Here is a 21718-nt window from a genome sequence, read left to right on the forward strand (position 1 = left end):
CTCCCTCACGATTTAAGAGTTATGGCGATGAAACGGGGCTTTACCTCCCCGTAATATTGCGTTAACAGGCCGCTGACGGCTTCGATCGTGAAGGAGAATAACAATGTTCAGGTCACTGTTTCTGGCGGCCGCCCTGATGGTATTTACCCCACTTGCGGCAAACGCAGGTGAAATTACCCTACTGCCATCGATAAAATTACAAATTGGCGATCGCGATCATTACGGTAATTATTGGGACGGTGGTCACTGGCGCGACCGTGATTACTGGCACCGTAATTACGAATGGCGTAAAAACCGCTGGTGGCGTCACGATAATGGATACCACCGTGGCTGGGATAAGCGTAAAGCGTATGAACGAGGCTACCGCGAAGGCTGGCGCGACCGTGATGATCATCGCGGAAAAGGTCGTGGACATGGGCACCGTCATTAAACACATTCGCCAATGGAGTACGATGCCTGATGCGACGCTGGAGCGTCTTATCAGGCCTACAAACCCGCGCCATTAAACACGTAGGGCGGATAAGGTGTTTACGCCGCATCCGCCAGTGGCACCACATGCGACGCCAGTTGAACTACAACCCTAGTGCCGTTCCCACCAGCAGCCAGATATTCAACGCGACCACCAGTACTACAATCACCCAACCGGTTTGTTTAACCCATTTGCTGTTAACCAGATCGCCCATCAACTTACTGTCACTGGTGAAAATCAACAGTGGCACCAGCGCCAGGGCAATACCAAAACTTAGCAGCACCTGACTCATGACCAGAATCCGCGTCGGATCCAGCCCCATCAGAATAACAATAAAAGATGGCAACATGGTCACGGTACGGCGCACCCACAGCGGAATATGGAAGCGAATGAATCCCTGCATCACTACCTGCCCCGCCAATGTTCCCACCACCGTTGACGAAAGCCCCGCCGCCACCAGACTTAAACCAAAGACCGTCGCGGCAGCATTGCTTAACAGCGGTTGCAGCGTCAGGTAGGCTTCGTCAAGATCAGCGACCCCCGTATGACCGGAAAAATGGAACGCGGCGGCAGCCGTTGCCATCATCGCCAGATTAACAAAACCGGCAATAGTCATGGCAATAGCCACATCCCATTTGGTGGCGGAATAACGTTGTTGACGCGAACCACCATGTAAATGCTGAGTGAGCGAAGAGTGCAAATAAATCACGTGCGGCATAATCGTCGCCCCTAACACGCCAGCCGCCAGGAAGACCGCCTCCGAGGTTGGTAAACTCGGAATCACCATCCCTTTACTCAACTGCGCCAGGTTAGGCTGAGAGAAAATCAGCTCGACAATGTAAGCCGCGGCAACAAACAGCAGTAGCCCGCCAATCACTTTCTCCAGCGGTTTTTGCCCGCGACGTTGCAGCATTAAAATCAGGAAAGTCGCGATACCCGTCAGCACCGCCCCCTGCAACAACGAAACACCAAGAATCAGTTTGAAACCGATCGCTGCGCCAATAAATTCCGCCAGGTCGGTCGCCATCGCAATAATTTCCGCCTGAACCCAATAGAACCACACTACGGGGCGCGGGTAGTGATCGCGGATTTGCTCTGCCAGATTTTTACCGGTGGCTATCCCCAGTTTGGCTGAAAGAATCTGAATCAGCATCGCCATCAGGTTCGCCCAGACAACAACCCATAGCAGTTGATAGCCGAAGCTGGCTCCCGCCTGAATATTGGTCGCAAAGTTACCGGGATCGATATAACCAATCGCTGCAATGAACGCAGGTCCCATTAATGCGAGCCTCATCTTGCGCGCCGCCCGTCCACTGCTACTCTCAACGCGATAGTTTGTCATCTTGTTGTGCCTCTAAAACATAGCCTTTGCTATGTTTCATGCTATGCTAAACGAGAATGATTATCAAATTCATTTGATTGGATTAGGGTGATTTCTCTGATAGGTCAGGATTATGACTACGAAAAGATTGATGAGTTAAATGTTATGATTATGTTTAATGTTAGCACATTTACATAACTTTCAGCTTCCATACACAACATAGCAGAAATGTATAACAGCTCACTATTTTTGAAGCTTGTCACAGGACATCATTATAGTGTGTGTCAGATCTCGTTTTCCTTAACCATGTTACATAGAATGTGCACGGAAACTTAACCTGCCTCATATTTGGAGCAAATATGGACCGCGTCCTTCATTTTGTACTGGCACTAGCCGTTGTTGCGATTCTCGCATTGCTGGCAAGCAGCGACCGCAAAAAAATTCGTATCCGTTATATAATTCAACTGCTTGTTATCGAAGTGTTACTGGCGTGGTTCTTCCTGAACTCTGACGTTGGTCTGGGCTTCGTGAAAGGCTTCTCCGAAATGTTTGAAAAACTGCTCGGGTTTGCCAACGAAGGAACTAACTTTGTCTTTGGTAGCATGAATGATCAAGGCCTGGCATTCTTCTTCCTGAAAGTGCTGTGCCCAATCGTCTTTATCTCTGCATTGATCGGTATTCTCCAGCACATTCGCGTGTTGCCGGTGATTATCCGCGCGATTGGCTTCCTGCTTTCCAAAGTCAACGGAATGGGCAAGCTGGAATCTTTTAACGCCGTCAGCTCCCTGATTCTGGGTCAGTCCGAGAACTTTATCGCCTATAAAGATATCCTCGGCAAAATCTCCCGTAATCGTATGTACACTATGGCAGCCACGGCGATGTCCACCGTGTCGATGTCCATCGTTGGCGCATACATGACGATGCTGGAACCGAAATACGTGGTTGCAGCGCTGGTACTGAACATGTTCAGCACCTTTATCGTACTGTCGCTGATCAACCCGTACCGTGTTGATGCCAGCGAAGAAAACATTCAGATGTCCAACCTGCACGAAGGTCAGAGCTTCTTCGAAATGCTGGGTGAGTACATTCTGGCGGGCTTCAAAGTAGCCATTATCGTTGCAGCAATGCTAATCGGCTTTATCGCCTTGATCGCAGCACTGAACGCCCTGTTTGCTACCGTGACTGGCTGGTTTGGCTACAGCATCTCCTTCCAGGGCATCCTGGGCTACATCTTCTATCCGATTGCATGGGTGATGGGTGTTCCTTCCAGTGAAGCACTGCAAGTAGGCAGCATCATGGCGACCAAACTGGTTTCCAACGAATTCGTTGCGATGATGGATCTGCAGAAAATTGCCTCCACGCTCTCTCCGCGTGCTGAAGGCATCATCTCTGTGTTCCTGGTATCCTTCGCTAACTTCTCTTCTATCGGGATTATCGCGGGCGCGGTTAAAGGTCTGAACGAAGAGCAAGGTAACGTGGTTTCTCGTTTCGGTCTGAAACTGGTTTATGGTTCTACGCTGGTGAGTGTGCTTTCTGCATCAATCGCAGCACTGGTGCTGTAAGGCAATCCATTAAAAAAGCCGGGGATTATTTATCCCCGGCTTTTTTATCCCTGCTAATCAACTAATGGCTGCGGGCGACCAATTAAATATCCTTGCAGATATTGCACCCCAAGTTTATGCAATAGCGCTTGCTGCTGTTGCGTCTCTACAAACTCTGCAACCACACTTAACGACTTCGCTTTCGCCAGATCGGTAATCGAGCGCACAATCATCGCATCCAGCGTGTTCGTGACGATATCTTTCACAAAGACGCCATCAATCTTGATGATATCGGCCTTCAAACGTTTTAACCGCTCGTAGTTGGCATAGCCAGTGCCAAAGTCATCAATCGCAATACGGAAGCCAAATTTATGCAGTTGTTCAATGTTATACATACTGCTTTCTGCGTTAGAAAACGCCTGCTCCTCGGTGATTTCGAGAATGACAGCCTCCGGGGAGATGTGATAACGCTTAAACAGGCGAATAATCCGTCCGGCGATATTTTTTTGTAGCAGAGTGAGCGGCATTAAATTTACCGAATATCGCGGTCCTTTTTTGTCACAAGGGTGAGTTGCCAGCCACTTCAACAGGGATTCCAGCACCTGCAAATCGAAACGCGCGCTTAGGTTAAACTGGGCGATAAGTGGCAGAAATTTATCCGGCGTCATAATGCCGCCGTCATATTTCAGACGAGCAAGGATCTCATCATAGCCTTGTCCCTCTTTGTTACGAATGGGCTGGGCGTAGAGAAGCAAATCACCATTATCTAATGCTTTACGAATGGTGTTCAGCAATAGCACCTGTTTGGTAGTCTGCCCGGACGCCATCTCCTCTCGATTATCCAACGCCAGAACGTGATGATGAACGCAGGATTGTTCCGCCAGCCAGCTTAACTGCCCCAGCATGGGCTGCAGGGTTTCCTGATTGCCATCAAAACGCCCCCAGGCCGCGCCGTAGCCCATATCCAGGCCGGTGTTGTTCCAGTGAATCTGCCGACTATTGAGGACATTAACCATATGCTGTAGCCGCCCTTCCGTTTCCGGCCCGGTCAGTACCAGCAGCAATTCACTGCCCGGTAGTTGATACAACTTTTCGTTTTCCTGCATCAACGGTAGCAGTGTACGGTAAATTGAGCGGATGCAATGAACGCGCATCACCAGACCGTAATGACGACTCATAAACTCAAGATTATCAATACGCAGGCAGCAAAAACTCTTTCCGGCCTCTTGCTCTTGCGATTGCTCCAACGCGCGAAAGTTGGGTAATAGCGTTAAAGGGTCGGTCAGCGCCTGCAAATGCCAGCGACGGTTAAGCCATTCACTACGATAATAAATGCGCACCATGTAGAGCAGGCAAACGCTAAAAGAAATCAGTACCGCCAGAATAAATGCCAGCGAATATTCTGTTTCCACCCCTTGTAAAAAGTTCTGGTTGTAATTCAGGAGGAAAAGAGTCGAGACAGCCCAGGTGAGATTTAAAAACGGATAGCGAAGCTTACCGACACCAAGAGTAAAGATGATAAAGAAAACGGGCACCAGATAACCGGCAATGAAGTCGTTTTCATAAGGCGTACACATCAGAAGTAGCAGCACGGTAAGAACAGCAAGCCAGCTTAAGGTAAATGCACGTTTCTCTTTGTTCAGTGACGGTGCGATATCTCTGCGCCACAATATCTGCGCAAAGTGGGGACTTACAATCATGCGAGTGAGATAGTAAAAGAACATGTTGTAAATCAACACCGCAGTGAAAAGGCTAAGCAAATCAACGACAGTGAAAATAGCATCTGCATCCCCGAAAAATGTCGATATTTTTAGCGGGAAATCAAAGAAGTTGCCTACAAGATACATGCTGCATTTGATGCCGATCGGCGTCACCAAACCAAGCCAGAAGAGACGTTGCCAGACGTTTCGGGTGGTCAAGCCATAACGCCAACGCGTTCCCAACTGCCAGCGTAATATTGCACAGGCACACAACACAGCGAAAGTCTGGCTGCCAAGCATGACAGCGGTTTGCAAAAATGAGAGATGAAAATTCCACAGATTAGTGCAAAACATCCCGCATAAAACGGGAACGACACCACGCCAGCCAAAGATGAACACTATTGACAGCATTACGCACAGAGGCATCCACGCCAGAAAGATATAACTGGAATGGATAACTGCAAGTGGCGAAATAAAACGAGATAGCTGAATAAGTACCACGGTGAGCGTAAACGCCAGTGTGAATATCTTGATATTTTTTATCAGGTTATGCTCCACAAACATGAGTACACTACTCTCACTGATCGGGTTTTTCAGGCACACAAATAATAAGTTTATTCGCATCGCGAAGCAAACAGGGGCCGGCCTGCTGCTGTTTTTTTGTCCAGTGATGTTTTCACCAGGCGGCGCTAACCCGGGCGTAGACTGTATTACAAAAGCGGCAAAAAGCAGAGACAAAAAACCCCCGCTTCGCAGCGAGGGTTTGAAATTTGGTGGAGCTAAGCGGGATCGAACCGCTGACCTCTTGCATGCCATGCAAGCGCTCTCCCAGCTGAGCTATAGCCCCACGAGGCGTTTACGTACCAAATTTGCTGGGTGCAAAATTTGGTGGAGCTAAGCGGGATCGAACCGCTGACCTCTTGCATGCCATGCAAGCGCTCTCCCAGCTGAGCTATAGCCCCGTCACGTAAAGCTTGTCGAGTTGACGGGCGGCATCATATGAATTCCGCCCTTATGTGTCAACGGCAAATTGCAGCACCTGGTTTCAATCGCTGAAAAATCAGGCAAATGAACATTTTTGGATTACGTCTCGCATTCAGTAGTTATTCATATCACGGTTTCCTGTAAATTGATGCTATAAAATGAACACTTAATAGACCCACAACTATTCAGGGAATTGTTATGTTCAAGGAGAGGATGACGCCAGATGAACTTGCCAGACTGACCGGTTATAGCCGCCAGACCATTAATAAATGGGTACGCAAGGAAGGCTGGACGACATCACCAAAACCAGGCGTCCAGGGTGGCAAGGCCAGACTGGTACACATCAATGAACAGGTTCGTGAATATATTCGCAATGCAGAACGCCCACAGTGTCAGGGAGAAATACCTGCCCTGTCTGGCGATGCGCCGCTTGAAGTGCTGTTAGCGACGCTGGCGAAAGAGATGACGGCAACTGAACAAAAACAGTTTACATCCTTGCTTCTGCGGGAAGGGATTATCGGGTTATTACAACGCTTAGGGATTCGCAACAGCAAATAATATGAAAAGATTACGCAATAAAATGACCACCGAAGAACTGGCGGAATGCCTCGGCGTGGCTAAACAAACCGTTAACCGCTGGATTAGAGAAAAAGGCTGGAAAACGGAAAAATTTCCCGGCGTGAAGGGCGGCCGTGCCAGACTTATTCTGATCGATACGCAGGTTTGCGAGTTTATTCAAAACACACCGGCCTTCCATAACACGCCGGTTTTTCTCGAGGCCGAAGAACCTCTTGCTGAATACGCACCTGGTATGCGAACTCCGGCTTACCGGCAAATAATCAGCGCGATAGACAATATGACTCATAGTGAGCAAGAAAAAGTTGCGCAGTTTTTATCGCGTGAAGGGATTCGCAATTTCCTTGCCCGTCTCGACATTGACGAATCAGCATAAATAATAAGTAAAAAACGGCAGGATATTATCTCCTGCCGTTTATCTTTTAAGTATTAATTACTGCTGGTTTTCGCGTTCAGCAATAAATGCCAGCGCTTTATTGATGCGCTCAATGCTGCGTGCTTTGCCAATTGCGTGAACCGTAACATCCAGCGCCGGAGACTGGCCCGCACCGGTAACAGCTACGCGCAGCGGCATACCGACTTTTCCCATACCCACTTCCAGCTCATCCGCTGTTGCCTGAATAGCGTGGTGAACATTTTCAGCCGTCCAGTCAGTAATTGCAGACAGTTTGTCACGTACCACTTCCAGCGGCTGGCGAGCGACCGGGCGCAGATGTTTTTTCGCTGCATCAGCATCAAACTCGGCAAAATCTTCGTAGAAATAACGGCAACTTTGTGCCATCTCTTTCAGGGTTTTGCAGCGTTCACCCAGCAGTTTCACCAGTTCCGCCAGTTGCGGGCCGTTGCGGGTATCAATATTTTCCTGCTCGATATGCCACTGTAAATGAGTAGCGACATACTCCGGCGGCAACGCGTTAATGTAATGATGGTTTAGCCACAGCAGTTTGTCTGTGTTAAACGCACTGGCAGATTTGCTAACCGCGTTCAGGGTGAAGTATTTGATCATTTCTTCACGGGTGAAGATTTCCTGATCGCCGTGGGACCAGCCCAGACGTACCAGATAGTTCAGCAACGCTTCTGGCAGGTAACCATCGTCGCGATACTGCATTACGCTGACCGCACCGTGGCGTTTGGACAGTTTTTTACCGTCATCACCGTTGATCATAGAAACGTGCGCGTAAACAGGTACTGGCGCTTTCAGGGCTTTCAGAATGTTGATCTGACGCGGTGTATTGTTGATATGGTCTTCACCACGGATTACGTGGGTGATTTCCATATCCCAGTCATCAACAACCACACAGAAGTTATAGGTCGGAGAACCATCGGTACGGCGGATAATCAGATCATCCAGCTCCTGGTTACTGAACTCGATCGGACCACGGATCTGATCGTCAAAAACAACGGAACCTTCCTGCGGATTAGCAAAACGCACGACGCACGGTTCATCATCAGCATGATGTTCATGACTGTGGCGGCAGCGACCGTCATAACGCGGCTTCTCGCCTTTTGCCATCTGCTCTTCACGCAGTGCTTCCAGACGCTCTTTAGAGCAGTAGCATTTATAGGCCGTCCCCTCTTCCAGCATCTGATCGATAACCGCGTTATAGCGATCAAAACGTTTGGTCTGGAAGTACGGACCTTCATCCCACTCCAGACTCAGCCAGTTCATGCCATCCATAATGGCTTCGATAGCTTCCGGCGTGGAACGCTCAAGATCGGTGTCTTCAATACGCAGCACAAACTCACCACCGTGGTTACGTGCAAAAAGCCAGGAGTAAAGAGCAGTACGCGCGCCGCCAACGTGCAGATAGCCTGTTGGGCTTGGCGCGAAGCGAGTTTTGATTTTCATGAAATGGCCTTACGTTTAGAAAGATGCCGACAACCGGCAAATCCTGGAAAAATTGAGTGGGCGATATTCTATCACTCCAGCCTGATTCCTCAATGTAGTTCGGGTTGCTACATGATGCATTATTGTTTTCGTTGAGAAATTGCGCAACACGGTCTGTTTTGCGATCATCCTGCTTAAATTTACGACGAACGAACAATTTCTTTGGAAAAGGCGTTGACTCATTTTGAACTCTCCCTATAATGCGACTCCACACAGCGGGGGTGATTAGCTCAGCTGGGAGAGCACCTCCCTTACAAGGAGGGGGTCGGCGGTTCGATCCCGTCATCACCCACCACTTTCTCGCCAGCTAAATTTCTTGTAAAAATGTGAAGTACCGAAGTGGGTGATTAGCTCAGCTGGGAGAGCACCTCCCTTACAAGGAGGGGGTCGGCGGTTCGATCCCGTCATCACCCACCAACTACTTTATGTAGTCTCCGCCGTGTAGCAAGAAATTGAGAAATGGGTGATTAGCTCAGCTGGGAGAGCACCTCCCTTACAAGGAGGGGGTCGGCGGTTCGATCCCGTCATCACCCACCACTTTCTCGCCAGCTAAATTTCTTGTAAAAATGTGAAGTACCGAAGTGGGTGATTAGCTCAGCTGGGAGAGCACCTCCCTTACAAGGAGGGGGTCGCAGGTTCGAATCCTGCACGACCCACCAATGTAAAAAAGCGCCCTAAAGGCGCTTTTTTGCTATCTGTGATTTGCGAAATTGCCTGATGCGCTTCACTTATCACACCTACTATTTCCGGCAATTCCTGTCCCCTCACCTACTGTGTCAATGCTGCCAACAGCTTAACCATCGCAGGCGTCACCTGCTGTGTTTCATAAACAATATATAAATCCGCAGGGATGCGCTCTTTGAGCGGACGGAAAATGACACCTGGCCAGTTCATTTGTGCGTAGCTGTCCGCTATCAATGTGATACCAATACCCATACTGACCATGGCGAGTACCGTTTGCGGTTCATTAACTTCGCGAATAACAACCGGTGAAAATCCCACCTGCTGGCAAACTCGCTGCAAAAAATCCCAGTCAGTGTACACAGGCGGCATTGTAACAAAATACTCGTCACGTAGCGCCTCCAGTGGGACGGTGGAAAATGATGAGAGATGATGCTCTTCAGGCATCGCCACCAGAAACGCCGATTCATGCAACCGTAAGCTGGTAAAACCTGCCGGTGGTTCTGTCGCCATTCGCCAGATCCCGGCATCGAGTTCACGTCGTTCCAGCAGGGCCATTTGCATCGCGGGCATCTTTTCGCGAAAAAGAACTTCAACGTTAGGATTTTCCCTGAGGAATCGCCGCATAACCGGGCGCATCCGTCCCCACATTGCCGTTCCCACTACGCCGAGTTCAATCCGCCCTGCTTCTCCCCGACCTATTTGTTCAACCCGAGCCAATACATTATTTGCATTCACCAGCAATCGACGCGATTCTTCCATCAAGATTTTGCCCGCGTGTGTCAGTACGACGCTGCGCGAATGGCGAATAAAAAGCTGCGTGCCGAGTTGATTTTCCAGCTCTTTAATATGAATACTGAGCGGAGGCTGAGACATATTTAAACGCGCTGCTGCGCGGCCAAAATGCAACTCTTCCGCTACGGCAAGAAAATAACGGAGCAACTTAAGATCTGTTCTGTATACGCGTTCCATAATTAAGTGCTCCATATAATAAATACATCGTATTAAATTATCATGGCATAAAGTATTTCACCACCAGATATCCGACATACATAAACACAATGGATAATATACCCGGTAATACATTTGGTACAGGAATAGGCAAGCGCACGATTGTAAATAAAGCACCAATACCAAAACCAACGCCGGAAGAAAATAAAATATCTTTCACTAATTAACCTTTATCATAAAAGCAGCTCTGAAGAGCAGAGCTGCGAATCCTTTTAATGAGTCACCGCTTGATGCTTTATCTTTTCAGGGTCATGATTATATTTAAACCCAAAGAAAAATATCACTGCGAGAAAAAGAGCATATCCTGCAAACACCAGCCAGATAGTTTGCCAGTCTTTTACGCCATCTACCGAGAAGTAATCTACTGCCATACCACTCAGAATCGAGCCAACCCATGCGCCGACACCATTTACCATGGTCATAAAGAGCCCCTGCGCGCTGGCACGGATGCTGGAATCAACTTCCTGTTCGACAAATACCGAACCAGAAATATTGAAGAAATCAAATGCACAGCCGTAAACAATCATCGACAGCAGCAGCAAAATAAAGCCGGTTGGTGACGGATCTCCATAGGCGAAGAAGCCAAAGCGCAGCGTCCAGGCCACCATACTCATCAGCATGACGGTTTTGATGCCAAAACGCTTCAAAAAGAACGGAATCGTCAAAATGAAACCGACTTCAGCCATCTGTGAAACTGACAGTAAAATGGAGGGATATTTCACCACGAAGCTATCAGCAAACTCCGGGTTACGGGCGAAATCATGCAGGAATGGATTACCAAAAACGTTGGTAATTTGCAGTACCGCACCCAGCATCATGGCAAAGAGGAAAAAGATGGCCATGCGTGGATTTTTAAACAGCACGAAAGCATCCAGACCCAGCTTGCTGGCAAGCGACGTGGTCGATTTTTTCTCCGCAACCGGAATCTTAGGCAAAGTCAGCGCATAAGCCGACAGCAGCAATGACGCACCAGACGCAACATACAACTGCAGGCTGCTCAATTCCAGATGCCGTAAGCTGACCGCCCACATCGCGACAATAAATCCTACCGTACCAAAAACGCGAATGGGCGGGAAAGCAGATACGGGGTCAAGCCCTGCCTGAGCAAGACAGGAATACGAGACGCTGTTCGATAATGCGATAGTCGGCATAAATGCCATCGCATTAATTAACATCACCCAAAACATCGTATCCGGATCACTCACCGACGCCGCATAAAAAAGTACACCAGCGCACACCAGATGACACAGCATATATGCACGTTCAGCGCGCAGCCATTTGTCCGCGATGATCCCCATAATACCGGGCATAATGATCGCGGCGATACCTTTGGAGCTATAGACCATACCGACGTTCGCGCCGGTGAAATGAAGGGTATTAATCATGTAAGATCCAAGGGTAACCAACCAGCTCCCCCAGATAAAATATTGCAAAAAGGACATTACCTTTAAGCGCATAGAGATGCTCATAATCGTTTCCTTGTCGCATCATATGGCCTCACCCGCGAGGCCGTTTCTTATTGTTTTTCTCAGGCAATTTTGCGCAGAAAGCCGCAAATAAGGTTGATGAAGTTCTGCTTAGAGAGCTCCGCAGCCGCCAGCGTTTGGGCATGTGACAATTTCACATCGCTTAAACCTTCCGCAATATTGGTAATCGCAGAGACCGCAACTACTTTAAGGTCGCAATGGCGAGCTGAAATAACCTCAGGCACCACAGACATACCAACAACATCCCCACCAATAATTTGCATCATGCGAATTTCCGCCGCAGTCTCGAAATTCGGCCCCGGATACGAGACGAACACGCCCTCCGTCAGAGGGAATCCCTCTTCTTTCGCCACTTTTTGTAACAGTGCGCGGTATTCCGCATCGTAGGCATTTGCCAGTGAGAAGAAACGCTCTCCAAAACGATCATCGTTAAGACCCACCATCGGCGTACCTGGCATGGTGTTGATATGATCTTTCAATGCGACCAGGCTGCCTGCCCCCACTTCCGGACGCAGTGAGCCTGCCGCATTGGTGCAGAACAGTAACTCGCAGCCCAGCAGCTTAAAGGTACGAATTGCGTCAGTCATGATGGTCATTCCACGACCCTCGTAGAAATGTCCGCGACCTTTCATACATACCACCGGTACGCCCTGGAGATGGCCCAGCACTAACTCCCCCGCATGACCATGTACCGTACTTACCGGGAAACCTGGCAGCTTTTCGTAGGAAATTGCGACAGCGTTCTCAATCTGATCGGCCAGCGCGCCCAGCCCGGAACCTAAAATAAAGGCCACTCGTGGCGTGAAATTAGGTTTATAAGTCTTGATAATATCTACGCAAAACAGCGAGTTATGAGAAAATTGAACCTGAGACATATATATCCTTTTTCTGTAGGGTGGAATCTAACGCCTTTTTATAGCGAGGTTGTCCCGGTTCTTACCAATACACTTTTCTCACGCATTCAATAGCGATTCGATATCGATGGATTTATATCTTTTCTCTATTAATCAATGGTAAAAACTGTATTGGCGATATTAATTCCTTTGCATTAACAATATATCGTTTTTAACAAACCACTTTATTAAGCAATCTACTAATAACGATCAGCATAGGGATTTATGCTATGAAAAAATATCTTTTAACTCTGACTCTATCCTCTATATTAGCGATACCTGTTATATCTCATGCAGAATTTAAAGGCGGTTTTGCAGATATCGGCGTGCATTATCTGGACTGGACCAGTCGGACTACCGAAAAATCGTCAACAAAATCACACAAAGATGATTTTGGTTATCTTGAAATTGAAGGTGGCGCTAACTTTAATTGGGGAGAAATGTACGGGTTCTTCGACTGGGAAAACTTCTATAACGGTCGCCATAATAAACCAGGTAGCGAGCAGCGTTATACCTTTAAAAATACCAACCGTATTTACCTGGGTGACACCGGATTTAATCTTTACCTGCACGCGTATGGTACCTACGGATCTGCAAATCGCGTGAATTTCCACGACGATATGTTCCTGTACGGTGTCGGCTACAATTTCACCGGCAGCGGTTGGTGGTTCAAACCGTTCTTTGCTAAGCGTTATACAGATCAAACCTATTACACTGGCAACAACGGCTATGTAGCCGGCTGGGTTGCAGGTTACAACTTTATGCTGGGCAGTGAGAAATTCACTCTCACCAACTGGAACGAGTACGAGTTTGACCGTGACGCTACCTATGCGACGGGTAATGGCGGTAAAGAAGGGCTGAACGGCGCAGTTGCACTGTGGTGGAATGCAACATCACACATCACTACGGGGATTCAGTATCGATATGCGGATGACAAACTGGGCGAAGATTTTTACCAGGATGCGATAATCTACTCCATCAAATTTAACTTCTGATTAATTACTGCCGGGGCTCCCGGCAGTATGAATTCATTCTATATCTGATACAACGGATCCCCTTCCCGCTCAGCCATTAGCGCATGACCCTGGTCTCGTACCACATCCCATAACGCTTCAGCGGCAGTGGAAAGTGAACGGTTCTTCCTGCGCACCAACATCAACTGGCGTTCCACCACCGGCGTAATACGCTTTACCACCAGTGGGCTACCTTCAGGTAATGGCAGCGCCAGTGCGGGAAGAATACTGATGCCGATGCCTGCGGCTACCATCGGGAACAACGTCGCCGGATGACCAATCTCCTGCACAATATTCGCCTGAATACCGTTGCGCGCCAGCGCTGCATCAATCAGCGGTCGACTGCCTGACGCGTAATCCTGCAACACCAGTTTCGCTCCCTGTAATGCCTGCCAGGCTACATAATCTTCCGCGGCCAGAGAGCTATCGCGATGGCAAAGCAAGAAGAAAGGCTCGGAAAGAATCGCTTCACATTGCAGATCGCCCACTGGGCCTGGATCGATGACGATGCCAAAATCGACATCTCCCTGGCGAATACTTTCCATCACCCACTGCTGCGGACGATCGTGCAGGACAAACTGAATATCTGGATAGCGGCGATGGCTTTCAGCAATGCATTGCGGAATAAGATGCGCGGAAATGGTCTGGCTGGCAGCGACCCGAACTTTTCCGCTCAGTTGTTGCCCCATACGCCCGGTATCGCGCAACGTGCTGTTTAGTTCATCCAGCAGTCGCTCAAGACGCAAAGCCAACTGCAGCCCAGCATCTGTAAGCACCACTTCACGCGTGGTTCTGTCCAGCAGGCGAACACCCGTATGGTTTTCCAGCTCCTTCACACTGTGACTCACTGCCGACTGGCTCAGGCCAATACGCTCTCCTGCGCGACTAAAACTTTTCTCCTGCGCTACTGTGACGAAAACCTTTAATTGTTTTAAAGAATAATTCATCTATTTTCTTCATAAATGGATGCAATAAATCAATTTTATTTCTCAAACTGGAAGAAGCACAATAGAACCATCGATCATCTGGAGTCTTTATGAAACTTTTTCGTATCCTCGATCCTTTCACCTTAACCCTGATCACAGTGGTATTACTGGCTTCCTTCTTCCCGGCCAGAGGCGATTTCGTCCCGTTCTTTGAAAATCTGACTACGGCAGCTATTGCCCTGCTGTTCTTTATGCACGGCGCAAAATTGTCGCGTGAAGCGATTATCGCTGGCGGTAGTCACTGGCGGCTACATTTGTGGGTAATGTGCAGCACCTTCGTGCTGTTCCCAATTCTGGGCGTACTGTTTGCCTGGTGGAAACCGGTAAATGTCGACCCGATGCTCTACTCCGGTTTTCTCTATCTGTGCATTCTTCCGGCTACCGTGCAGTCCGCAATTGCCTTTACCTCAATGGCGGGTGGTAATGTCGCGGCTGCAGTTTGCTCTGCGTCAGCATCCAGTCTGCTGGGGATTTTCCTTTCGCCGTTGCTGGTTGGTGTGGTGATGAATGTTCACGGTGCAGAGGGTAGCCTCGAGCAGGTCGGTAAGATTATGCTGCAACTGTTGCTGCCGTTTGTGTTGGGGCATCTTTCCCGCCCGTGGATTGGTAACTGGGTGGCGCGCAATAAAAAGTGGATTGCGAAAACCGATCAGACATCCATTCTGTTGGTGGTTTATACGGCATTTAGCGAAGCAGTCGTTAACGGTATCTGGCATAAAGTCGGCTGGGGATCGCTATTGTTTATTGTGGTGGTTAGTTGCGTGCTGTTGGCTATTGTGATTGTGATTAACGTCTTTATGGCGCGCCGACTGGGTTTCAATAAGGCGGATGAAATCACTATCGTCTTCTGTGGCTCGAAAAAGAGTCTGGCGAATGGTATCCCAATGGCAAACATTCTGTTCCCGACATCGGTGATCGGTATGATGGTGCTGCCATTGATGATTTTCCATCAGATCCAACTGATGGTTTGCGCGGTACTGGCGCGTCGTTACAAGCGCCAGACCGGGCAGTTACAGTCGCAGCAGGAAAGCCACGGAAAGGTTTAAAGCGGGCGCTTCAGGGGCTGGACCAGTTGCGTCAGCCCCTCCGTTTTAATCAGCAGCGTGATTTGCATTAGCTCACCGAGTTTCCCTGCCGGAAATTCATCTTTGCGGGCAAACCACAGCAGATACTCCTCCGGCAGGTCAATTAAGCGACGCCCTTTGTACTTGCCAAACGGCATTATCGTATTGGCTATTTCAATCAACTGCTCTTTTTCCATCTCAGTTGCCCAACAAACGCAGCATTTCAGCTTCGTCGATCACTTCAATGCCCAGTTCCTGCGCTTTCGCCAGTTTAGAACCTGCGGCTTCTCCGGCAATCACCAGGTCGGTTTTCTTCGACACGCTGCCCGCCACTTTCGCGCCCAGTTCGACCAGGCGAGCTTTAGCGTCATCACGCGACATCTGACTTAAGCTACCCGTGAGCACCACCGTTTTACCAGCAAACGGGCTGTCGATCTCTTCCGCGTTGATGACTACCGGCGCAGGCCAGTGAACGCCTTCCGCCAGCAGTTCACTGATGACATTACGGTTACTTTCTTCGGCAAAGAAGTTGTGCACATGAGATGCGACGACAATTCCAACATCGGGCACTTTTTGCAGCTCTTCAATCGAAGCCGCTTCCAGCGCTTCCAGCGTGCCGAAATATGCCGCCAGACCTGATGCCGTTGCCTCACCGACTTCGCGGATGCCAAGCGCATAAAGGAAGCGGGCAAAGGTGGTTTCTTTCGCTTTTTCCAGTGCGTTAACCACGTTTTGCGCCGATTTCGGCCCCATTCTCTCCAGCCCGGTGAGCTTACCCGCCGTTAACTTGAACAGATCCGCAGGCGTATGGACATATTCTTTTTCAACCAACTGGTCGATGATTTTGTCTCCCATACCGTCAACGTCCATCGCGCGACGGGAAACAAAGTGTTTCAGCGACTCTTTACGCTGGGCGGCGCAAATCAAACCACCAGTACAGCGAGCCACAGCCTCGCCTTCCACTCGTTCCACGTCAGAACCGCATACCGGGCAATGCGTCGGGAATACTACCTCACGAGTATCTTCCGGGCGTTCAGAAAGCACCACGTTAACCACTTGCGGGATCACGTCGCCAGCACGGCGAATCACCACTTTATCGCCAATACGTAAGCCAAGACGTTCGATTTCATCGGCATTGTGTAGGGTGGCGTTGCTCACCAGCACACCCGCGACATGGACAGGTTCGAGACGTGCAACAGGCGTAATCGCGCCAGTACGCCCAACCTGAAACTCGACGTCACGCACAAAAGTCATCTGCTCCTGTGCCGGAAATTTAAACGCCACTGCCCAACGAGGGGCGCGCGCAACAAAGCCAAGCTGTTCCTGCTGCGCCAGGGAGTTGACCTTAATTACCACGCCGTCGATATCAAAGCCCAGCGTCGGGCGGTCTTCTTCTACTTTATGGTAGAACGCCAGCACCTCTTCCGCCGATTCGCATAACGTGACGCGATCGCTGACCGGTAATCCCCACTTTTTAAATTGCAGTAAACGACCAAGATGAGTATCTGGCAGCTCACCGCCTTCCAGCACGCCAACGCCGTAGCAGAAGAAAGTGAGCGGCCGCTTGGCTGTGATACGCGGATCAAGCTGACGCAATGAACCTGCCGCCGCATTACGTGGGTTAGCAAACACTTTTCCGCCCGTGCGTCGCGCATCTTCGTTGATCTTTTCGAAGCCCGCCTGCGGCAGGAACACTTCACCACGCACTTCCAGACGCGCCGGGATATTCTCACCGTGTAGTTTCAGCGGAATGGCGCGAATAGTACGGACGTTAGATGTGATGTCTTCCCCGGTAGTGCCATCGCCACGGGTTGCTGCACTCACCAATACGCCATTCTCATACAGTATGCTGACGGCAAGGCCATCGAGCTTCAGCTCACAGCACCAGGTCACTTTTTCGTTACTTTTCAGACGATCCTGAACGCGTTTGTTGAAAGCAAGAAAACTCTCTTCATCAAAAACGTTATCCAGCGACAGCATCGGTACTTCATGACGGATCTGGCTGAAAGCCGCTAACGGTGCTGCACCTACACGTTGAGTGGGTGAATCAGGGGTAATCAGTTCTGGATGTTTGGCTTCCAGCTCGCGCAGTTCGCGCATCAGGCGATCGTATTCAGCGTCAGGAATTTCCGGCGCATCCATCACATGATAAAGATATTCATGATGACGAAGCACCGTTCGCAGTTCTGTCAGTTGTTGTTCGATTGATTCCATATCGCACCATCAATGCTAAAAACCCCCGACAAGCGGGGGTTCGAAGAGAAGTTGATTTAATTTAAGTGTATCAGGCGTTAGCGTCTTTCACTTCGCGGATGATGTCCTGATACTCGCGCAGTTTCTGCGGAGTCATCATACGGCGCTGATCATCAAGCACCACGCCGCCCACTTCATCAGCGATATGCTGCGCAGATTGCAGCATCAGCTTGAAGTTTTGCAGTTCATCACCATAAGACGGCACCTGCATAAAGATAGTGACACCCGGTGTAGTGAAATCCTTCATTTCAGGATCAAATGTTCCCGGTTTCACCATATTCGCCAGGCTGAATAACGCCGGGCCACTGCCGTCCGGGCTAAGATGACGATGGTAAATATTCATATCGCCAAAGATAAAGCCCGCCTGCTGAATGCTGTTAAGAAGCAGTTCACCGTTCAGCTCGTTACCGTGATGCGCTGCGACGTTCATAATGATCACCGCTTCTTTGCGCTTCGGCTTATCCATGACAGGCACCGGTTCAGCCACAGGCTCAGGCTGCGGTGCTGCTACGGGTTCCGCAGTCTGGAAAGCCTGCTGCGCCGGTTGTGGCGCTGGCTGTGTCGGCTGCGGAGCTAACTGTACCTGCGAAGCAACAGGCTGTTCAGGCTGCGGCGGGTAGGCCGGCTGCTGTACTGGCTGTGGTTGCTGAACAGGATGCGCTGAATGCGGAGCATGTTGCGGCGATACCTGCGCTTCAGGCGGCTGCTGAACCGGTTGACGCGGCTGCGCAGACGCATAAGGCGGTTGGTACTGGTGTTGCGGCGACGGACGAGCAGCCTCATGCTCCTGGGCGTTAGCCGGGGCATGATTTACGCGGTGAACACGAACCTCACCAACGCCCTCATCATCTTCGACATCCTCGTCATAAGAATCGTCGTCACGTTTTGACTTCATTCGTTTTAATGGCCGATCGCGGAACATAGAAGATCGTTCTTTACGGCTGGTCCAGAAACCATGTACCAGTAAAGCGATTATGGCGATCGCGCCAACAATGATTAATATCAGACGCAAATCCTGCATCATTATATTCTCTGTTGTTCTAACACCTTGCCACCACGGCAAACATTTACTCACTAAGAGTATTTGCCGATTACCTCAAGTGCAAGTGCACTCTTAACTTTCACAGCACAAAGATAGATGAAATCGTGCTTTTTGCTGTTTTTTCGAACATATCCTAACTGTCCATTGCGCAATTACCCGGTAAAATACGCAGAATTTTCCTGGGATTGGTCAAAAGGAGCATATCCTGATTATGATTTCAACATTCACATCTTCCCCACGCAGCGGTTTTTACTATTTTGCGCAAGGCTGGAAGCTCGTCTCGCAACCCGGGATTCGGCGTTTTGTTATTTTACCTCTGTTGGTCAATATTTTGTTGATGGGAAGTGCATTCTGGTGGCTCTTTACTCAACTGGATGCCTGGATCCCATCATTAATGAGCCACGTGCCTGACTGGCTGCAATGGTTGAGCTATTTGCTGTGGCCTGTCGCGGTTATCTCCGTTCTACTGGTTTTTGGCTATTTTTTCTCAACTATTGCGAACTGGATTGCCGCACCATTTAACGGTTTATTGGCTGAACAGTTGGAAGCCAGGCTGACAGGCGCTACGCCGCCGGATACCGGCATCTTTGGCATCATGAAAGATGTGCCGCGAATTATGAAACGCGAATGGCAAAAATTTGCCTGGTATCTGCCACGCGCCATCGTATTGCTGATCCTCTACTTCATCCCGGGCATCGGGCAAACCGTCGCGCCAGTACTGTGGTTCCTGTTCAGTGCCTGGATGTTAGCCATTCAGTACTGCGACTATCCGTTCGACAACCACAAAGTGCCGTTCAAAGAGATGCGCACTGCCCTGCGCACGCGCAAAATCACCAATATGCAGTTTGGCGCATTAACCAGCCTGTTCACGATGATCCCGGTGCTCAACCTGTTCATCATGCCAGTAGCCGTCTGTGGCGCGACAGCAATGTGGGTCGATTGTTATCGCGCTAAACATGCATTGTGGAAGTAACAGTCTCCTGGTTATTTTGTAAACTTTTTGTATGGAAGAGGGGTGGCTTATGCCACCCTTATTCCATCTTGCAAGCCATTATTTCCCTTCTGCATATAGATATGCTAAATCCTTACTTCCGCATATTCTCTGAGCGGGTATGCTACCTGTTGTATCCCAATTTCATACAGTTAAGGACAGGCCATGAGTAAGATTTTTGAAGATAACTCGCTGACTATCGGTCACACACCGCTGGTTCGCCTGAATCGCATCGGTAACGGACGTATTCTGGCGAAGGTGGAATCTCGTAACCCCAGCTTCAGCGTTAAGTGCCGTATCGGTGCCAATATGATTTGGGATGCCGAAAAACGCGGCGTGCTGAAACCCGGCGTTGAATTGGTTGAACCAACCAGCGGCAACACAGGTATTGCTCTGGCTTATGTGGCTGCCGCTCGCGGTTACAAACTCACCCTGACCATGCCAGAAACCATGAGTATTGAACGCCGCAAACTGCTGAAAGCTCTGGGCGCAAACCTGGTGTTGACCGAAGGCGCGAAAGGCATGAAAGGCGCAATTCAAAAAGCAGAAGAAATTGTCGCCAGCAACCCAGAAAAATATCTGCTGCTGCAACAATTCAGCAACCCGGCGAATCCAGAAATTCATGAAAAAACCACCGGTCCGGAGATCTGGGAAGATACCGATGGTCAGGTTGATGTATTTATTGCTGGTGTCGGTACTGGCGGTACGCTGACCGGCGTCAGCCGCTACATTAAAGGCACCAAAGGCAAGACTGATCTCATCTCTGTCGCCGTTGAGCCAACCGACTCTCCCGTTATCGCCCAGGCGCTGGCAGGTGAAGAAATCAAACCCGGCCCGCATAAAATCCAGGGCATAGGTGCTGGCTTTATCCCGGCTAACCTTGATCTTAAACTGGTCGATAAAGTTATTGGCATCACCAATGAAGAAGCTATCTCTACCGCACGTCGTCTGATGGAAGAAGAAGGCATTCTTGCTGGGATCTCTTCTGGCGCGGCGGTTGCCGCTGCATTGAAGCTGCAAGAAGATGAAAGCTTTACCAATAAGAATATTGTGGTTATTCTGCCATCATCGGGTGAACGTTATTTAAGCACTGCATTATTTGCCGATCTCTTTACCGAGAAAGAATTGCAACAGTAATGCCAGGTTGTTAGAAATGCGTAAAAAAGCACCTTTTTAGGTGCTTTTTTGTGGCCTACTTCAAATTTTCGCCCCTCCTGGCATTGATTCAGCCTGTCGGAACTGGTATTTAACCTGACTAATTATTTTGATGCGCGAAATTAATCGTTACAGGAAAAGCCTTAGCTGAATCGATTTTATGATTTGGTTCAATTCTTCCTTTAGCGGCATAATGTTTAATGATGAACGAAACGTCAGCGGCCAACATCCGCCAGCAATGGACTGCATAGAACACTTCGTGCGTCGCGTCTGTTAAAACTGGCGCTAACAATACAGGCTAAAGTCAAACCGCCAGGCTAGACTTTAGTTCCACAACACTAAACCTATAAGTTGGGGAAATACAATGTTCCAGCAAGAAGTTACCATTACCGCTCCGAACGGTCTGCACACCCGCCCTGCTGCCCAGTTTGTAAAAGAAGCTAAGGGCTTCACTTCTGAAATTACTGTGACTTCCAACGGCAAAAGCGCCAGCGCAAAAAGCCTGTTTAAACTGCAGACTCTGGGCCTGACTCAAGGGACCGTTGTGACTATCTCCGCTGAAGGCGAAGACGAACAGAAAGCGGTTGAACATCTGGTTAAACTGATGGCGGAACTCGAGTAATTTCCCGGGTTCTTTTAAAAATCAGTCACAAGTAAGGTAGG

The 21718-nt window shown here is 49.3% G+C and carries 20 protein-coding genes and 6 tRNA genes; 13 read left to right on the plus strand and 13 right to left on the minus strand.

Annotated features, from left to right (window positions below; translation table 11 throughout):
- Positions 1-103 precede the first annotated feature (103 nt).
- Complete coding sequence (gene ypeC, locus A1SC_RS13185) at positions 104-430, plus strand: DUF2502 domain-containing protein YpeC (protein ID WP_000490087.1); 327 nt, start codon at positions 104-106, stop codon at positions 428-430.
- A gap of 142 nt (positions 431-572) precedes the next feature.
- On the opposite strand, the gene A1SC_RS13180 is transcribed toward ypeC, so the two are convergent.
- Positions 573-1811, minus strand: a complete 1239-nt coding sequence (locus tag A1SC_RS13180; protein WP_000186376.1) for an Nramp family divalent metal transporter — start codon at positions 1809-1811, stop codon at positions 573-575.
- A 338-nt stretch (positions 1812-2149) separates the two neighbouring features.
- Between A1SC_RS13180 and nupC the strand changes: the two genes are divergently transcribed.
- Complete coding sequence (nupC, locus tag A1SC_RS13175; protein ID WP_001516818.1) at positions 2150-3352, plus strand: nucleoside permease NupC; 1203 nt, start codon at positions 2150-2152, stop codon at positions 3350-3352.
- A 53-nt stretch (positions 3353-3405) separates the two neighbouring features.
- Here nupC and A1SC_RS13170 read toward each other — a convergent pair whose 3' ends face one another.
- The 3 genes from A1SC_RS13170 to A1SC_RS13160 all read right to left on the minus strand — a co-directional run bounded on the left by A1SC_RS13170 (position 3406) and on the right by A1SC_RS13160 (position 5993).
- A complete protein-coding gene (locus A1SC_RS13170; RefSeq protein ID WP_001516819.1) occupies positions 3406-5595 on the minus strand; it encodes a bifunctional diguanylate cyclase/phosphodiesterase in 2190 nt (729 codons plus the stop codon).
- A gap of 207 nt (positions 5596-5802) precedes the next feature.
- Positions 5803-5878 (minus strand) — tRNA-Ala (locus A1SC_RS13165).
- 39 nt (positions 5879-5917) lie between these two features.
- Positions 5918-5993 (minus strand) — tRNA-Ala (locus A1SC_RS13160).
- Positions 5994-6213: 220 nt separating this feature from the next.
- On the opposite strand from A1SC_RS13160, the gene A1SC_RS13155 reads away from it, so the two are divergent.
- Both A1SC_RS13155 and A1SC_RS13150 read left to right on the plus strand, forming a co-directional pair.
- On the plus strand, positions 6214-6573 hold the full coding sequence (locus A1SC_RS13155) for a YfeC-like transcriptional regulator (protein ID WP_000472019.1): 360 nt from the start codon (positions 6214-6216) through the stop codon (positions 6571-6573).
- A 1-nt stretch (position 6574) separates the two neighbouring features.
- Entirely contained in the window at positions 6575-6967 is a 393-nt protein-coding gene (locus tag A1SC_RS13150; RefSeq protein WP_000826489.1) for a MerR family transcriptional regulator, read from the plus strand.
- A 57-nt stretch (positions 6968-7024) separates the two neighbouring features.
- Here the strand turns inward: A1SC_RS13150 and gltX are convergent, their stop codons facing one another.
- The gene (gene gltX, locus A1SC_RS13145) at positions 7025-8440 is read right to left on the minus strand and encodes a glutamate--tRNA ligase (RefSeq protein WP_001516821.1); all 1416 of its coding nucleotides are present in this window, start codon (positions 8438-8440) and stop codon (positions 7025-7027) included.
- Positions 8441-8698: 258 nt separating this feature from the next.
- Between gltX and A1SC_RS13140 the strand changes: the two genes are divergently transcribed.
- The 4 genes from A1SC_RS13140 to A1SC_RS13125 all read left to right on the plus strand — a co-directional run bounded on the left by A1SC_RS13140 (position 8699) and on the right by A1SC_RS13125 (position 9138).
- Positions 8699-8774: transfer RNA gene (locus A1SC_RS13140), tRNA-Val, on the plus strand.
- A gap of 46 nt (positions 8775-8820) precedes the next feature.
- Positions 8821-8896, plus strand: a tRNA-Val gene (locus A1SC_RS13135).
- A gap of 44 nt (positions 8897-8940) precedes the next feature.
- Positions 8941-9016 (plus strand) — tRNA-Val (locus tag A1SC_RS13130).
- Positions 9017-9062: 46 nt separating this feature from the next.
- Positions 9063-9138: transfer RNA gene (locus A1SC_RS13125), tRNA-Val, on the plus strand.
- A gap of 109 nt (positions 9139-9247) precedes the next feature.
- Here the strand turns inward: A1SC_RS13125 and xapR are convergent.
- Genes xapR through xapA form a run of 4 tightly spaced genes read right to left on the minus strand, consistent with a single transcriptional unit; the run spans position 9248 to position 12533 of the window.
- Positions 9248-10132, minus strand: coding sequence for a DNA-binding transcriptional regulator XapR (gene xapR, locus A1SC_RS13120; protein ID WP_001516822.1), 885 nt, complete (start codon positions 10130-10132; stop codon positions 9248-9250).
- A gap of 40 nt (positions 10133-10172) precedes the next feature.
- On the minus strand, positions 10173-10331 hold the full coding sequence (locus A1SC_RS0121600) for a DUF1427 family protein (RefSeq protein ID WP_000651752.1): 159 nt from the start codon (positions 10329-10331) through the stop codon (positions 10173-10175).
- Between the two features lie 52 nt (positions 10332-10383).
- The gene (xapB, locus tag A1SC_RS13115; protein ID WP_016262226.1) at positions 10384-11640 is read right to left on the minus strand and encodes a xanthosine/proton symporter XapB; all 1257 of its coding nucleotides are present in this window, start codon (positions 11638-11640) and stop codon (positions 10384-10386) included.
- A gap of 59 nt (positions 11641-11699) precedes the next feature.
- Positions 11700-12533, minus strand: a complete 834-nt coding sequence (xapA, locus tag A1SC_RS13110) for a xanthosine phosphorylase (RefSeq protein WP_016262227.1) — start codon at positions 12531-12533, stop codon at positions 11700-11702.
- A gap of 248 nt (positions 12534-12781) precedes the next feature.
- On the opposite strand from xapA, the gene A1SC_RS13105 reads away from it, so the two are divergent.
- A complete protein-coding gene (locus A1SC_RS13105) occupies positions 12782-13546 on the plus strand; it encodes a nucleoside-specific channel-forming Tsx family protein (RefSeq protein WP_016262228.1) in 765 nt (254 codons plus the stop codon).
- A 38-nt stretch (positions 13547-13584) separates the two neighbouring features.
- Here the strand turns inward: A1SC_RS13105 and A1SC_RS13100 are convergent, their stop codons facing one another.
- Positions 13585-14511: a LysR family transcriptional regulator gene (locus tag A1SC_RS13100; RefSeq protein WP_001109778.1), complete on the minus strand. Its 927-nt coding sequence runs from the start codon at positions 14509-14511 to the stop codon at positions 13585-13587.
- An 89-nt stretch (positions 14512-14600) separates the two neighbouring features.
- Between A1SC_RS13100 and A1SC_RS13095 the strand changes: the two genes are divergently transcribed.
- Positions 14601-15596: a bile acid:sodium symporter family protein gene (locus tag A1SC_RS13095; protein WP_000765619.1), complete on the plus strand. Its 996-nt coding sequence runs from the start codon at positions 14601-14603 to the stop codon at positions 15594-15596.
- Here A1SC_RS13095 and A1SC_RS13090 read toward each other — a convergent pair.
- The 3 genes from A1SC_RS13090 to zipA all read right to left on the minus strand — a co-directional run bounded on the left by A1SC_RS13090 (position 15593) and on the right by zipA (position 18891).
- A complete protein-coding gene (locus A1SC_RS13090; protein WP_000410201.1) occupies positions 15593-15811 on the minus strand; it encodes a DUF3820 family protein in 219 nt (72 codons plus the stop codon). The genes A1SC_RS13095 and A1SC_RS13090 overlap by 4 nt on opposite strands.
- A 1-nt stretch (position 15812) precedes the next feature.
- Positions 15813-17828 carry an NAD-dependent DNA ligase LigA gene (gene ligA / locus A1SC_RS13085; protein ID WP_000443718.1) on the minus strand — a complete coding sequence of 672 codons (2016 nt, stop codon included), beginning with the start codon at positions 17826-17828 and terminating at the stop codon, positions 15813-15815.
- A 70-nt stretch (positions 17829-17898) separates the two neighbouring features.
- Positions 17899-18891, minus strand: a complete 993-nt coding sequence (zipA, locus tag A1SC_RS13080; RefSeq protein WP_016262229.1) for a cell division protein ZipA — start codon at positions 18889-18891, stop codon at positions 17899-17901.
- A gap of 229 nt (positions 18892-19120) precedes the next feature.
- On the opposite strand from zipA, the gene cysZ reads away from it, so the two are divergent.
- The 3 genes from cysZ to ptsH all read left to right on the plus strand — a co-directional run bounded on the left by cysZ (position 19121) and on the right by ptsH (position 21677).
- Positions 19121-19882: a sulfate transporter CysZ gene (gene cysZ / locus A1SC_RS13075; protein WP_000626012.1), complete on the plus strand. Its 762-nt coding sequence runs from the start codon at positions 19121-19123 to the stop codon at positions 19880-19882.
- A 183-nt stretch (positions 19883-20065) separates the two neighbouring features.
- Positions 20066-21037, plus strand: coding sequence for a cysteine synthase A (cysK, locus tag A1SC_RS13070; RefSeq protein ID WP_000034402.1), 972 nt, complete (start codon positions 20066-20068; stop codon positions 21035-21037).
- Between the two features lie 382 nt (positions 21038-21419).
- On the plus strand, positions 21420-21677 hold the full coding sequence (gene ptsH / locus A1SC_RS13065; protein WP_000487600.1) for a phosphocarrier protein Hpr: 258 nt from the start codon (positions 21420-21422) through the stop codon (positions 21675-21677).
- The last annotated feature ends 41 nt before the right edge of the window (positions 21678-21718 follow it).

The sequence above is a fragment of the Escherichia sp. KTE52 genome (assembly GCF_000408325.1).
GTDB lineage: Bacteria > Pseudomonadota > Gammaproteobacteria > Enterobacterales > Enterobacteriaceae > Escherichia > Escherichia marmotae.

Excerpts from the sequence above, each read along its gene's own strand:
- A1SC_RS13170 (WP_001516819.1), bottom strand. The coding sequence starts at position 5,595 with ATGTTTGTGGAGCATAACCTGATAAAAAATATCAAGATATTCACACTG.
- A1SC_RS13180 (WP_000186376.1), bottom strand. The coding sequence starts at position 1,811 with ATGACAAACTATCGCGTTGAGAGTAGCAGTGGACGGGCGGCGCGCAAG.
- A1SC_RS13100 (WP_001109778.1), bottom strand. The coding sequence starts at position 14,511 with ATGAATTATTCTTTAAAACAATTAAAGGTTTTCGTCACAGTAGCGCAG.
- A1SC_RS13095 (WP_000765619.1), top strand. The coding sequence starts at position 14,601 with ATGAAACTTTTTCGTATCCTCGATCCTTTCACCTTAACCCTGATCACA.
- xapB (WP_016262226.1), bottom strand. The coding sequence starts at position 11,640 with ATGAGCATCTCTATGCGCTTAAAGGTAATGTCCTTTTTGCAATATTTT.
- xapA (WP_016262227.1), bottom strand. The coding sequence starts at position 12,533 with ATGTCTCAGGTTCAATTTTCTCATAACTCGCTGTTTTGCGTAGATATT.
- cysZ (WP_000626012.1), top strand. The coding sequence starts at position 19,121 with ATGATTTCAACATTCACATCTTCCCCACGCAGCGGTTTTTACTATTTT.
- ypeC (WP_000490087.1), top strand. The coding sequence starts at position 104 with ATGTTCAGGTCACTGTTTCTGGCGGCCGCCCTGATGGTATTTACCCCA.
- xapR (WP_001516822.1), bottom strand. The coding sequence starts at position 10,132 with ATGGAACGCGTATACAGAACAGATCTTAAGTTGCTCCGTTATTTTCTT.
- cysK (WP_000034402.1), top strand. The coding sequence starts at position 20,066 with ATGAGTAAGATTTTTGAAGATAACTCGCTGACTATCGGTCACACACCG.
- A1SC_RS13150 (WP_000826489.1), top strand. The coding sequence starts at position 6,575 with ATGAAAAGATTACGCAATAAAATGACCACCGAAGAACTGGCGGAATGC.
- A1SC_RS13105 (WP_016262228.1), top strand. The coding sequence starts at position 12,782 with ATGAAAAAATATCTTTTAACTCTGACTCTATCCTCTATATTAGCGATA.
- ptsH (WP_000487600.1), top strand. The coding sequence starts at position 21,420 with ATGTTCCAGCAAGAAGTTACCATTACCGCTCCGAACGGTCTGCACACC.
- gltX (WP_001516821.1), bottom strand. The coding sequence starts at position 8,440 with ATGAAAATCAAAACTCGCTTCGCGCCAAGCCCAACAGGCTATCTGCAC.
- A1SC_RS13155 (WP_000472019.1), top strand. The coding sequence starts at position 6,214 with ATGTTCAAGGAGAGGATGACGCCAGATGAACTTGCCAGACTGACCGGT.
- nupC (WP_001516818.1), top strand. The coding sequence starts at position 2,150 with ATGGACCGCGTCCTTCATTTTGTACTGGCACTAGCCGTTGTTGCGATT.
- ligA (WP_000443718.1), bottom strand. The coding sequence starts at position 17,828 with ATGGAATCAATCGAACAACAACTGACAGAACTGCGAACGGTGCTTCGT.
- A1SC_RS13090 (WP_000410201.1), bottom strand. The coding sequence starts at position 15,811 with ATGGAAAAAGAGCAGTTGATTGAAATAGCCAATACGATAATGCCGTTT.
- zipA (WP_016262229.1), bottom strand. The coding sequence starts at position 18,891 with ATGATGCAGGATTTGCGTCTGATATTAATCATTGTTGGCGCGATCGCC.